Source organism: Akkermansiaceae bacterium, from assembly GCA_019634595.1.
In the GTDB taxonomy this organism is placed as follows: Bacteria; Verrucomicrobiota; Verrucomicrobiia; order Verrucomicrobiales; family Akkermansiaceae; genus Luteolibacter.
Window position 1 is genome coordinate 1,185,027 of the sequence record JAHCBC010000001.1, and the last position, 12,995, is coordinate 1,198,021.

The 12,995-nt window shown below is 60.6% G+C and carries 14 protein-coding genes and 1 tRNA gene; all 15 read right to left on the bottom strand.

The features are described from left to right. Nucleotide 1 precedes the first annotated feature (1 nt). The 15 genes from KF712_05090 to KF712_05160 all read right to left on the bottom strand — a co-directional run bounded on the left by KF712_05090 (nt 2) and on the right by KF712_05160 (nt 12,994). The gene (locus KF712_05090; protein MBX3740344.1) at nt 2-331 is read right to left on the bottom strand and encodes a DUF971 domain-containing protein; all 330 of its coding nucleotides are present in this window, start codon (nt 329-331) and stop codon (nt 2-4) included. Beyond that, nucleotides 328-1,035 (bottom strand): YggS family pyridoxal phosphate-dependent enzyme, encoded by a 708-nt coding sequence (locus KF712_05095; protein ID MBX3740345.1) that lies wholly within the window; start codon nt 1,033-1,035, stop codon nt 328-330. The genes KF712_05090 and KF712_05095 overlap by 4 nt, the downstream gene beginning before the upstream one ends. A 9-nt stretch (nt 1,036-1,044) precedes the next feature. Further along, nucleotides 1,045-3,291, bottom strand: coding sequence for a carboxy terminal-processing peptidase (locus tag KF712_05100; GenBank protein ID MBX3740346.1), 2,247 nt, complete (start codon nt 3,289-3,291; stop codon nt 1,045-1,047). Between the two features lie 79 nt (nt 3,292-3,370). Continuing rightward, nucleotides 3,371-3,955: a PDZ domain-containing protein gene (locus KF712_05105; GenBank protein ID MBX3740347.1), complete on the bottom strand. Its 585-nt coding sequence runs from the start codon at nt 3,953-3,955 to the stop codon at nt 3,371-3,373. 149 nt (nt 3,956-4,104) lie between these two features. Further along, the gene (locus tag KF712_05110) at nt 4,105-4,677 is read right to left on the bottom strand and encodes an SLBB domain-containing protein (protein ID MBX3740348.1); all 573 of its coding nucleotides are present in this window, start codon (nt 4,675-4,677) and stop codon (nt 4,105-4,107) included. A gap of 21 nt (nt 4,678-4,698) precedes the next feature. Then, nucleotides 4,699-6,864: a polysaccharide biosynthesis tyrosine autokinase gene (locus tag KF712_05115; GenBank protein MBX3740349.1), complete on the bottom strand. Its 2,166-nt coding sequence runs from the start codon at nt 6,862-6,864 to the stop codon at nt 4,699-4,701. 119 nt (nt 6,865-6,983) lie between these two features. Then, entirely contained in the window at nt 6,984-8,213 is a 1,230-nt protein-coding gene (locus KF712_05120; GenBank protein ID MBX3740350.1) for a hypothetical protein, read from the bottom strand. 51 nt (nt 8,214-8,264) lie between these two features. Then, nucleotides 8,265-8,918 (bottom strand): hypothetical protein, encoded by a 654-nt coding sequence (locus KF712_05125; GenBank protein MBX3740351.1) that lies wholly within the window; start codon nt 8,916-8,918, stop codon nt 8,265-8,267. 36 nt (nt 8,919-8,954) lie between these two features. Then, nucleotides 8,955-9,028 (bottom strand) — tRNA-Gly (locus tag KF712_05130). A 215-nt stretch (nt 9,029-9,243) separates the two neighbouring features. Further along, complete coding sequence (locus KF712_05135) at nt 9,244-9,837, bottom strand: DNA-3-methyladenine glycosylase (GenBank protein ID MBX3740352.1); 594 nt, start codon at nt 9,835-9,837, stop codon at nt 9,244-9,246. Continuing rightward, a complete protein-coding gene (locus KF712_05140; protein MBX3740353.1) occupies nt 9,834-10,589 on the bottom strand; it encodes a Nif3-like dinuclear metal center hexameric protein in 756 nt (251 codons plus the stop codon). Before KF712_05140 ends, KF712_05135 begins: the two co-directional genes overlap by 4 nt. Nucleotides 10,590-10,598: 9 nt before the next feature. Continuing rightward, complete coding sequence (locus KF712_05145) at nt 10,599-11,396, bottom strand: RNA pseudouridine synthase (protein ID MBX3740354.1); 798 nt, start codon at nt 11,394-11,396, stop codon at nt 10,599-10,601. A 99-nt stretch (nt 11,397-11,495) separates the two neighbouring features. Further along, nucleotides 11,496-11,600, bottom strand: a complete 105-nt coding sequence (locus KF712_05150) for an AURKAIP1/COX24 domain-containing protein (GenBank protein ID MBX3740355.1) — start codon at nt 11,598-11,600, stop codon at nt 11,496-11,498. 42 nt (nt 11,601-11,642) lie between these two features. Further along, nucleotides 11,643-12,521 (bottom strand): ATP phosphoribosyltransferase, encoded by an 879-nt coding sequence (locus KF712_05155; protein ID MBX3740356.1) that lies wholly within the window; start codon nt 12,519-12,521, stop codon nt 11,643-11,645. A gap of 158 nt (nt 12,522-12,679) precedes the next feature. Then, complete coding sequence (locus tag KF712_05160) at nt 12,680-12,994, bottom strand: hypothetical protein (GenBank protein ID MBX3740357.1); 315 nt, start codon at nt 12,992-12,994, stop codon at nt 12,680-12,682. Between the last annotated feature and the right edge of the window lies 1 nt (nt 12,995).

Genomic DNA, 12,995 nt, shown 5'->3' on the forward strand with positions numbered 1-12,995 from the left:
ATCAGTTGCCGCTCAACCCGGCAAGGCGCAGAAGGTAGGGATAGCTGTAAATCCCCGTCGAGTGGCCATCCGCCCAAAACACCTGCAAGGCATAGCCACCCACGCCCTGGAATTTCACGAGATCGAACGCCTTCGGGCCGTATTCCACCACCGGCTTCATCACCCGGCCCAGCGCGTCCGGCTCGCCCTGGCAAGCCGCACACGGGCAGGCCCGCCGCATGAGCGGGAGCGCGATGTATGCCTCCGTGTCATCCGAAAAGGAGAGGGCGAGTTCATTGCCGATCACGGCGGCCTGTTCGAGCACCAATGCCATGGCGGGATGATGGCTCATCCAAGCTCGCCGTCCACCCGATAGGCGCGGCCCCCGAAAATCGCCGAGCCTACCCGCACATGGGTGGCCCCTTCTTCGATGGCCACCTCATAGTCCCCGCTCATGCCCATGCTGAGGGACGGCAGGCGGACGCCGGTTTTCCGCTCCATGGCGTCCCGCAATTCCCGCAACCGGACAAACCACTTTCGCGATGCCTCCGCATCCTCTCCCGGAGGCGGGATGGTCATCAGCCCCTGGATCTCCACCCGCTCCACAGCGAGGAGATCGTCAATTTCCCGCTCGAGTTCGTCAGGCTCAAAACCACCCTTCGATGCCTCGCCGCCAACATTCACCTGGAGGAACACCTTCGGAAAAAGCCCGAGATCCGCGGCGACACCTGCGGTGTAGCGGGCGAGTTTCAGCGAATCGATGGCATGGATGGTGCCGAACAACGGCAGGATTTTCCTCACCTTGTTCGACTGGACGCGGCCGATGAAATGCCAATCGAGGGAGGCTGGCAGAACTGCGATTTTCGGCTCGGCTTCCTGCTGGCGGCTCTCGCCGAAAACCTTCTGCCCGGCATCCGCCGCTTCTTTGATGAGGGCGGAGGGAAACGTCTTCGACACGGCGACGAGCTGCACCGATAAAGAGTCACGGCCCGCCCTCGAGCAGGCCGCCTCCATGCGCGCGTGAATCTCCCGGAGATTCCTCCCGATGTCAGACATGCAGGCGCTTCAGTTTGCCTTCCTCAGCAGCCCGGCGGTCTTCGCGTTCTCGGTCATCTGAACGAGGTCACGCAGCACGTTGATGGATTCCCGCTTCACGGGGTCCATGCCGCTCGGCCATTTCGGGGTGTCATCCAGATCGGCGTTCTCGTCCTTCGCCTTGCGCATGTATTCAGCGTTCTCAGCGGATGGATCATACTCGCGCAGGCCGGGCTTCGCCACGTCATCAAGCGTCAGCTTCATGAACTTCATCGAGGCCTTGTCCTTCTCCGCGATTTTGGCGAACCGTTCACGGCGCTCCGCGTTCCGGGCCTTCTGGGCGACATCCTCCGTATCCAGCTCCTTCTGGCGCGCTTCCTTGTTGAGCGAAACCTTGTTGAGGCGGATGCGTTCCTTCGCCTTCACGATGTCGTCGATGATGTAGGAGAAATCCTTGCTTTCCTTCAGCCGCTCCTGGCTCAGCTCCTTCAGGCGCGGAACGAAGAGCACCTGCGCATCCGCGGCATTGAAATCCGCGGCGGGACGGATGCGGTCGTGCGCCAGAGGGTTGTCGAGATACCGCTCACCGATCTCCAGCGCGTCCGTGAGGCTGGGGAAGACAATCTGTGGGACCACTCCATCCATCTGGGTGGATGAACCGGACGGCCGGTAGAACTTCTGGATGGTCATCTTGAGCGATCCCGCACGGTTCCTGGCGGCGAACAGCGGCAGCATCCGCCCGATGTCCATCATCTGCTGCACGGTGCCTTTGCCGAATGTGGAGGAATCCCCGACAATGACCGCACGGTTGTAGTCCTGGAGGGCACCGGCCAGGATCTCACTGGCGGAGGCGCTGCTCTTGTCGGTCATCACCACCATCGGGCCATCATACATCGGGCGGCCGTTGTCGGCCTCCTTCACCTGGACCTGGCCCAGGGTGTTTTTCACCTGGACCACGGGGCCGCGGTTGATGAAGAAGCCGGTCATGCGGCGGACTTCCTCAAGCGACCCGCCGCCGTTGTTGCGGAGGTCGAGGACCAGACCCTCGATCTTCTCATCGATCATGCGCTGGAGGATGCGCTCCACATCCACGGAGCAGCGGACATTCCCGTCATCGAAGTCCGCATAGAAAGCGGGGAGGGTGATGACGCCGATGCGCTCGGCGGAGCCATCGCTCTTCTTCATGTCGATGATCTCACCACTCGCTTGGTCGGCCTTGAGGGCGACCTTGCCACGCTTGATGACGACGACCTTGGTCTCACCCGGAGGGGCCCCCGCCGGTTCGATCTTGAGAGCCACGGAAGTGCTTTCCTGCCCACGGATCAGATCGACCACCTTGTCGATCTTCATGAACATGATGTCCGTGAAGTCCTCCGGCCGCGGGCTGTTGAGAGTGTTCACGGCCACGACGCGGTCGTTGAGCTTCAGGGTCCCCTCGCTGTCGGCAGGCCCCCCGACAACGATGCCCATGATCTTGGTGGCACCGTCCTCCTCCGCGGAAAGCAGGGCGCCGATGCCGACCAGCTCGTTCTTCATGTCGTCCTTGAACTTGCTGATGTCCCGCGCGCTCATGTAGTCCGTGTGCGGATCATAGGCCCTGGAGATGGAGCTGAAGAAGATGCTGGTGATGTCCTCATCGTCCACATCCTTCACGCTGTTCAGGAACCGCTTGTAACGGAGGGAGATCTTTTCCTTCGGGTCGCGGTCCGTCTTGCTGGGGTCCGGCTTGCCCTTTTCCGCGGCCAGCTTGGTCATCAGTTCCCGGCGCAGTGTCTCACCCAGGACCGCCTCCTTGATCTGGAGTTTCCAGGTTTCCACCGCCTCCCGCTCATCCTTCGCCCACGGTGCGTTCTTGCGGCTGCGCATCACGGAATCCTGGCCGGTGAAATCGAATGTCTCCTCCTTGAGGAGCTTCTCGGTGAGCGCGACGCGGGCTTCCACCCGCTTCTCGAAGACCCGGTAGATTTCGGTGGCCGCCTCGACGCTCTTGCCCTGGAGGAGCAGGTCGTGCAGCCGATCACCATACTTCGCCTGGAAGGCATCGATATCCACCTTCGTGAAATAAAGGCGCCCGGAGTCCAGATCCCCGATGTAGTCGTCGAGGAAAAGCTGGCTCAGTTTCGCATCATACTGGATGCGCGCGAAGTGGCTGTTCTGCAGCATGATCGCCATCTGCTTGCCGACCTCGTTGAAATCCGCCTGCTGCGCGCAGGCGGTGCAGGAGGTTGCCACAAATACCGCTGAAAGTGCCGCTTTTCGAAACCGGGTGAAAATCATGATGAAAACAGGTGGGCGTTTCGGAAATTTCAAGAAATTGCCATCACTCAGGCAGATGTCGATGGATAAAATCCTAAAACTAGCGTGGTTGCCTTGTGCGTTTGTCTAGCCATTTGCGGAAAAACTCCTCCCTCGCCACCTCATTGGCTCTGACTGGATCCTCTTCTTCGACCCCTCCCACCTGAGGTGGGCGCCCCCCGAGTTTCAACACTTTCCGGATGATCGCACCGTTCTCCAGCAACTGCAGCGTGAGCATGGTCCCGGGACGGGTTCCCTTCACCTGCTCCCTGAACTCCATGGTCATCTCCCCTTCCTTCCACATCCGCTCCCCCAGTCCCACAATGAGGGTTCCCTCGGTGATTCCCGCCTGACCGGCCGACGAGTTCTCAATAACCCTCGTCACCCGGATCGCTTTCGCCGGACCGCCACCGGGCAGCTTCACCTCCACTTCCTGCATGCTGATTCCCAGGAAACCGTCCGCATGGTACTCCCGCTCCAGCACGATCTCCTTGAGCGTATCCAGACACCGTGAACGGATCTCCGGATCTTCCGCCTCCCTCACCTTCTTCAACAGGGCATCGATCGCCTTTCCCGGCGTCCTGGCCGCCCACTGCCGCAAGTCCTCCTGCGCCATCTCCCGTTCCGCGAACCTCTCCGCAGCCAAGCCATCCAAAATGAGAGGCGGGATACCCGCCTCCTGGCCGGATCCCGCCGTGATGGAACAAGCTGCGATGACGCCCCGGAATCCCCTCTCAAGTGATCGTCCATGCCGGTGGTGACCAAACATCGCCATCGCGGAGAGGGGAAATCACATCACTGCCCGAGCATCGTCTTCTGGGGCACCTCGATCGTATCGGAAGGCGACAGCGGGATGTTCATGAACTGGGCCTGGGTGACGTCATAGCGGCGGCCCTGGCCGTTCCTGAAGAGGACGACCCGTTTCAACGAACCGAACTCCGTCGCACCACCGGCGGCCTGGATGGCCTGATACAGGGTGAGTTCACGTGAATATTCCACCGGACCCGGACGCCGGACCTGACCGCCGACCGTGACACTCTGCTTGTCAACCCCCGCGCCCTCCATGTTGGCGAAGACCTGGATGGTGGGATTCCGGTAGATGCCCTCCGCCTTGTAACGGGACTGGATCACGCTCGCCAGACTGCCCGGATTCATCCCCACCGCACGGATCGGGGAAAGATGGGGCATGTTGATCAAGCCGGAATCCGTGACCATGTACTGGCCATTGATCTTCTGCTGCTCCTCGATCGGGACACCCTGGATGGTGATCTGGAGGGCCTTGCCGACCTTGATCTCGCTCTGGGCGAAAGCGGGTGTGATGAGGGCCACCGCCGTCATCACGACGGCCAATATTTTCCTGAAGTTCATGTCTCTGTGGATGGGTATGAGTTAGTACAGCTCGGAATCATTCTCCCTTCCGCCGGATTTCTGCTGGCGGGGGGCCGGGCCGGCATTCACCGGAGGTCCGACCTGTCCTTCGGCGGGAGCATAGTAGGTGTAGTAGCTGGTGTAGTACTGGTACTGGCTGTCACTGCGGACGTCCACGTTGTTCAGCACCACGCCGATGACATGTCCGCCGACATTCTCGACGGCCTGCTTCACCCGGATCAGCATGTTGCGGGGAAGTTTCCGGTGCTGCACCACGATCATGGTGAGGTCCACCTCGCTGGCCAGGACGGACGCGTCGCTGACACCGAGGATGGGAGGGCTGTCCACCAGGACCAGGTCGAAGCGCTGCTTCACGTCCTGGATCAGCTCGGACATCCGGCGGGAGTTGAGGATACCAGCCGCATCCGAAGGAAGGATGCCGGATGGCATGAAATAAAGGTTGTCCACCGGGGTCTGGAGGATCACATCCTCAAGCGCGAGTTCCGTGGTCAGATAGTTGGTCAGACCGACGGCATTGTTGATGTCGAAGAACGTATGGAGGCGCGGACGGCGGAGGTCACCGTCGATCATCAGCGTGGTGTAACCACCCTGGGCACAGATGTAAGCGAGGTTGACCAGAGTGGTCGATTTACCCTCACCCGCACCACCGGAAACCACCGTGATGGCGTTGTCTTCCGGATTCTTCCGGTTGAATTCGATGTTGGTCCGGAGAATCCGGTAGGCTTCCGCATCCGGGCTCATGCCGCTCTGCTTGTGAAGGACGCCCACATCCTTCGGGATGACCGCCAGGACGGGCACCTGCAGGTAGCGCTCCACATCCTCCAGGCTTTTCACGGAGGTATCCAGATACTCGAGGAAGAACGCGATGCCCACGCCGAAGATCAGCCCGACCACGGCGCCAAGCACGAGGTTCAGGGTAACGTTGGGACTCACCGGAGCCTGCGCGATCACCGGCTCCTCATGGACGGAGATGGATTCGCCACGCACTTTCCCGGAAACATTCTCGGTGAGGGATTTGAGCTTCATGGTCTGCAGCAGCTCGAGGTCCGTCTCGAACTCGCGCTTCGCGTCCACGTAGTCCTGGGTGTCGATTCCCTTCCGGACCGCTTCGCCCCTCTTCTCAACTTTCAACATCTCGACCTGACCGAGCTGTGCCGTGGCCATCTCCAGACGCGCCCGGAGAACATCCCGGAGGTTGACCACACCGGAATCCAGATCCTTCTTCATGTTCGCCACACGCCCGCCGAGTTCTTTGACGGTGGGGTGGTTGTCGCCGAGACCCTGGGTCTTCGCGGCTTCGAGCTCGCGGCGCATCTCAAGATACTGCGGATAAAGGGTCTTCACGATGTTCTCGGGCAGATCGAGACCCGACGCATAAACCATCAACTGTTCGCTGTCATACTTCAGCAGACTCTTGATCTGGCTCTCCAATTCGATTTTCTGCTGCTCGAGCTTGGCGAACGCATCCGCGGCATTCCTTGCGGAATCATCCTCATCCACCCCCGAGTTCCCGAAGATCGATTCGGAACCACGGTAAATGATCTCCTTTTCGCGGACGATGTTCGAAAGGGCCTTGCGGCGCTCCTCCACCTTGTCCTCCTGCTCACGGACAGCCTTGGACAGCTCCCCCAAGGCCATTTCGGATTCCTTCGCCTCAAGGCCGTGGCGGTATTGGCGGTAAGCTTCAGCGATCTCCGTCGCCACATCCCGCGCATCCTCCTTGTTGACGTGGCGGACCTTGATCGAGATGAGGTCCGTTCCCCGGATGTTCTGGGTGGTGATGATCCGATACTTGAGATCGGCGATGATCATATCCCGGTCCCTACCCCACCTCCTCACAAGATCCAGGTTATCAACAACCTTTGAAAGACTCTTGCTGCTCTTGATCTTTTCGAACTCGGTTTCGAAGAACCGTGGCGTCATCCGTGCCATTCCGCTCGCTTCAGCCCCCCGCTCTCCGAAGGGGGACAAGATCTGTCCACGCGGCTTCACCTCGATGACGGCCGAGCTTTCGAACTTCTTCGGCATCACATAGGTGATGACGGCAGCCGTCATGAACACCAAGAGAAGGGTCAGAAGGATGACACCGTATCGATTCTTGATCACCTGCCAGTAATCGACGGCATGAAGCGCTGCTTCACTCTGTTGGGATGAGGGAGATTGCATACGTTTGGAAAACGGGGGTCGTTAAAAAGGATGGCCTGCAAACAAGAACTCCCGCAATGGCAAACATTGCGGGAGTTCGGAATAAGTCAAATATTCAGAATGATCGACTCAAGGATGGATCAGAATTCCGCACGGACGCCCACGCTGAAGCGGCTGCGGGTGTAGTCACCTTGGTTGAAGTCCGAATCGGAATCCGTGAAGTTGTAAGTCGCGGTGCCGGTCAGGTAGTCGGTGAATTTCACGGACAGCCCGATGTAGGCATTGATCAACTGGTCACTCTGGCCACCGGCACTGTTGGCTGGCAATGGCAGACCGGTGACCTGCTGGAGCTTGCCGCTGTCATAGTCGGAAGTGATGTAGTCCACACCACTGAAGATCGTGAACATCGGGGAGAGCGCGTATTCAGCGGAGATGCCGACCCGGAGGGTCTGGCGCTCGCTGAAGTCATAGATACCGGTCCCAAGAGCCTGGGCGGTGTCGTAGCTCTCCGTCGAATAGCGTGCAAAGCCACGGACCGTGAACTGCTCATTCACACGGGTGGAGGTGGAGACCTCCAGGAATGGGTTGGTGCTGGTATCACCGCCGTCCACATCCCGGAACTGGGCACCACCACGGACGATGATGATGGAGTTCGGGCTGAAGCGATGTTCCAGACCAAGAAGCAGATAGTGGTCGCTGGAGTCCTCGGCGATGCCATCCGCTTCAGTGTCGGTGTAGCGATAGTCGAGGGTCGCCACGGTTTGCGGCGAAAGCTGGTAACGGAACTGGTTGTAGAGAGACCAGGAGAAGCGGTCGCTGTTCGGCACATCGTCATAATCGAGGCCGGAAAGAACAAAGCCGGAATAGGTGGCGAAGCGCTCGGACCAGCGGTAACCGATGGAGTTGTCGGTCTGCCAGTAGAAGTATTCGCTCAACTGACGGCTGGTGGCGAAGCCGTAGGAGTAGTCCGGCTCAAGCTCGTAGGAGAGGAAATTACGGCTGGAGAAACGGAGACGATCGTTGAAGCGATGAGTGATGTTCGCACCAACGCGAGCTTGGCCGTAGACATCATCAACACTGTTCGGAGCATCCAGATAGTAGATCAGGCCGAGGCGGGCATAGACATCCCAACTGGTCTGGGGAGTGATGCTGACCACGGAGAGTCCGACATAGGGATTCAAACTGAAAGCATCATCCTTGCTTGCGGAGCCCGGATTGACGTTGGTGTCATACACGGCATCGAGTCCGATCATCCACTTCAGGGGAAGGGACTTCTCAGGTTCGGCACCAACGTAATAGAGGCCGCTGCCGGCACTGGCGTAACCAGCCATCAGGAGGGAGGCCAGACCGAGGGAAAGTTGTTTTTTCATGTGAGGAAGTTTTTTCGGGGAATTCAAATATCAATCCGAGCCGGTTTCCGCTCAGGGATTCACAGGGGTCACCGGAGGGGTAACTCCGGGATCAACGATTTCAGGAGGTGGAGTGCTTCCACCGATACCGGCACCAGGTCCACCTGCACCACCGGAACCGCCCGCACCACCGATGCCACCAGCGGCACCAGGAGCATCACCCGGACGAGGACCGACCGTACCACCACCATCTCCGGCACCACCAGTGTTACCAGCGCTGGCACCGCCAGCACCGCCGGCATCAGCACCCGACGGGAAGTCGAGGGGGTTGTTGCCATCGGCGACGACATTGGAAGTCTGCCCACCCGAGCGACCGCTGCCAAGTCTGGCGATCACCGCCTGAACCTTCGCACGAGCGTCAGGAGCCACGGCGATCGCGCACTGGGCGGAAAGCTGTGCCTGCTCAGGAGCAGCCGTTGCAGCCGCCTCAACAATGGCAGCCACGAGAGTCGGATCCGCTTGGGAACCTTCGATCGCAGCCTTCACCACTTCGCACGCGCAGCCGGAATTCGCGCCAACCTGCTTGGAAACGATCTCAAGGGTCTTTTCACGGTCAGCAGCCACAGCATGCTTCACGGAAACCGACAGCTTGACGCAATCAGCCGCAGAGGCGGACATTGAGCCAAGAGCCAAGCTCATGACGGCGAAGTAGATGGTCTTCTTCATTTGTTTAGGGGTGTTATTCCGAGTTTGAGAGTTTTATGGAGCGGGCAGCGGGAATCGAACCCGCATGTCTAACTTGGAAGGATAGCGCTTTACCACTAAGCTATGCCCGCGATTTCGTTGGAAATAAGACCCGAACACCGAACACCGGGCAAGCCTTTTTTTCACTTTTGTCGGATTTCTTTCGGCACCTCCCGGAAGCAGCAATTCATTGCAATTCAAGCGATTTTTCTGACCGAAACGCGAATTTCTAACCAAATCCCGGCGGCGTCCGTGAAACTTCACCGTCCATTCCAAACGGCTTTGTCGTCCGGAAACCGCACGGCATTCAGAATTTCCTGCTGAGGCAGGTGGAAGCGGGCGACCCGAATCTCCATGGACGGTCGGCCGCCCGGCTGATCCCGATCCTCCCCCCCGTCACCACCTCCACTCCGCCCCCCTTCCGAATCCCGGTCGATCCTCCCCCCAGAAAATCCAAACCATGGTGTTTTCCATTGATTCCCAGCGCCTTGGTAAGCTTTCCCGGACCCGAGCAGAGCGCCACTTCATCGGAAACGCCACGCCTCTTCCGCATCTCCTCCAGCCCCGCCATGGGTTCCAGCGCCCTGAACAGGACGAATCCATTCCCCTCCGGGCATTTGGTCAATATATTGAATAGCCAATGTACTCCGTAGTTCAGATAGACGTAGGCAACCCCGGCATCGTGCGTGGCGATGAAATCCCGCGCCCCCGGACGGCTCCAGGTGTGGCATGCGGGGTCATCGAACTCTTCATAGGACTCCGTCTCAACAATACGGCCTTCACAACCGTGCCAGCGGAAGACACAGCCGATGAGATCCCGCGCGCAGACACCGGGCGGACGGCGGAAGAAATCCGGAGTGAGGTCGGCTCCGGCCGCGGGACTGGCAGGCTGGGATTTCAAAGCCCGGTAGGATGATCAATGAAAGTCCACGGGATCCCGTGACGCTCCGCCAGCATGGCGGAAAGCGCCTTCACGCCGAACGTCTCCGTCGCGTAGTGGCCGGCATACAGCAGGTTCACCCCCAGTTCCTCCGCCAGCGGATAGCTCCAGTGCGGACCTTCGCCCGTGATGAAGGTATCGATCCCCTCCGCGGCGGCCTTCGCGATCTCACTACCCGCCCCACCGGTGACCAGGCCGACCCGTGAAATCTCCACCGGCCCACCCGGGCAGAGGTGCACCGGACCTCCCACCGCCTTTTCCACAATCGACACAAGGGAAGACCGCTCCCCCCGCCACGTCCCGCGCAGGCCCATCGCCTGCCCTTTCGATTCCATGAAAGGCGTGATCTCCTCCAGGTCGATCGCCTGCGCGAGGCGGATGTTGTTCCCCCACCGTGGATGGAAATCCAGCGGCAGATGGGAGGAGTAGATGGCCAGCCCCGCCTCCATGGCCGTCCGGACCTTCTGGTAGAACGCACCGGTGAGCGGCCGGGCACCCTGCCAGAACATGCCGTGGTGGACGATCAGCAGGCCGGGACCACCGGCGGCCGCTTTCCGGATGACCGGCAGCGAGGCATCCACCGCCGCGATGATGCGCGGGACTTCACCGGAATTCTCCAACTGGAGGCCGTTCATGGCTCCCGGGTAGTCCGGTATCCCGGCCGTATTGAGTTCCATGTCCAGATACGCCACCACCTCGTCGAGCAAAGCCATGCCCGGACGCTAGTCGTGGCGGCTCCAGATGACAACTCCGGGCGTGTCCGCCACCTCCGCCCCTTCCACGAAATCCGTGAGATCCGGCGGCAGATCCGCCCGCCACTCCACCTTTCCGCCGGCCCAGGGAACCTCCAGCACCGCGGCATGCAGCGCATGGCGGGGCAGGTGCAGGCGCGCCTTCAGCTCCGCTGTCCAGCCGGTGCGCATCCACCCGATGTATTCGGAGCCGTCCCCGGAGTAGAGCTTGTCCCCGACGATCGGGTGGCCGCCATGCGCGAGATGCACGCGGATCTGGTGCATGCGGCCGGTTTCCGGAAAACAGCGGACGAGGGAGAATTTCCCCTCCGCCCGCTCGAAGCGCCGCTCCACACGGAAAGCGGTGGAGCAGGGCTTTCCCGCCTCATGCGCGATCTGGCGGACCCAGATGGCCGACGGACCGAGATCCCCCGCCCTCAGGATGGGCATGGCGCATTCCCAGGCATCTTCCTCCGGCCAGCCGTGGACAACGGCGAGGTATTCTTTCCTCGCTTCCCGCCGCTCGAAGACCATCCCCAGTTCCCGGGCTGCGGCGGTGTGCATGGCCACCAGCACGATGCCGCTGGTGTCACGGTCCAGCCGCGTGACGATGGCGGGGCAGGCCCCGTTCTCCATCTCGTAGGAAAAGAGGATCTCGATCCCCCCCAGCAAGGTCGGTTCCGGCTTGCGGTTCGCCGGATGGACGATGAGCGGAGCCGGCTTGTTGACCACGACCCAGTCCGGCGACTCGGCGATCACCTGGAAATCAACGACGACCTGGAGGCTCATGGCTGGGGAGGGAAATTATCCATCGCGGAAACAAAAATGCCAGCGGGTCCGGATAGGTCCGGTCCGCTGGCATATCAGATCAAAAGGTCAAACCAAGTCCTAGGACTTGTAGCGGAGACGCTTCTTGTGGCGGTTCTGCTTCATGCGCTTCTTGCGCTTGTGCTTGTTGATCTTGGTCTTACGGCGTTTCTTGATGGAGCCCATGGCTGTTGCGTTCGGGGTTGGTTTGCGATGAAATAGGGAAGATCAGGGAACGATCTTGTTGAGCGGATACTCGATGATCCCCTCCGCTCCGAGGAGCTTGAGGGCCGGGATAATGTCCCGAACGATCACTTCGTCAATCACCGTCTCCACGGCGACCCAACCTTCTTCCGCAAGCTGGGAGACGGTGGGGCGGCGGAGGGACGGCAGTTTTTCGAGCACTTCCGGCAGTTTATCCGCCGGGAGGTTCATCTTGAGGCCCACTTTCCCGCGTGCGGCGAGGGCTCCCTTGATGAGCAGGGCGATGCGCTCCATCTTCTCCTTTTTCCAAGGATCGAGGGTCGCCGCCTTGCTGGCGTAAAAGTGCGGGAAGGAGGTGAGGAGCGTGTCAACGATGCGCAGGCGGTTCGCCTTGATGGAGGAACCGGTCTCGGTCACGTCCACGATGGCATCCACCAGATCCGGCACCTTCACTTCCGTGGCGCCCCAGGAAAATTCGACTTCGGCGGTGATGCCCTTCTGCTTCAGGTAGCGCTGGGTGATGCCCACGCCTTCCGTGGCGATGCGCTTGCCCTCCAGATCCTCCGGCTTCTGGATCGGCGAGTCTTCCGGCACGACGAGCACCCAGCGGGTGGGGCGGACGGTGGCGCGGGAATAGGGCAGTTCCGCGAGATCGACGAGGTCATCCTCATATTCGCAGGCCCAGTCGTAGCCGGTGATGCCGCAGTCCAGGAACCCCTGGCTGATGTAGCGGCCGACCTCCTGGGCGCGGATGAGGAACACATCCAGCTCGGAATCGTTCGAAGCGGGGCGGAGGCCGCGGGATGAAACGTAAATTTCGTAGCCCGCCTTCGAGAGCAGCTCGATGGTGGGCTGCTCAAGGCTGCCTTTTGGAATGGCGATCTTGAGGGTGTTTTCCGGCATGAAGGGGCCGGGGTTTAAGCCCCCCTCCCCCGGTAATCAAGCCAAGTTTCTGAAAAACTTCCCCCTCCTGCGTGGGGTTCCGCGTCCGGCTTGCCTCCTCTCCCTGATGCCCGTCCCCGGTCACACCGCCGCCCCGCAGGGCGACGGACGGCCCCTCCTCAGACAGGTTCCTCCGGGGCAGGCGGTTCATCACCGATCCTTCCGTCGTAGCGCAGGTGCTCCCCGGAATGCTCCGAGCGGGTGACGCCGTGAAGTCTCAAACGGTCCCCGTTGATGGTGACGAACAACTCTCCGTCCAGATCCGCGCCGGGCGGGACGGTCGGAAAGACACTCACGATCCTGCGGTCCACATCGAGTTGGCAGTGGCCGTCCAGCACCTTGCATCCCTGGAGGTTCTGCACCTCGCAGTGCGGCAGCAGACGCGGGTCATCGAGATGATTCGGAATCGGGTCCATCCGGGCAATATCACCCATG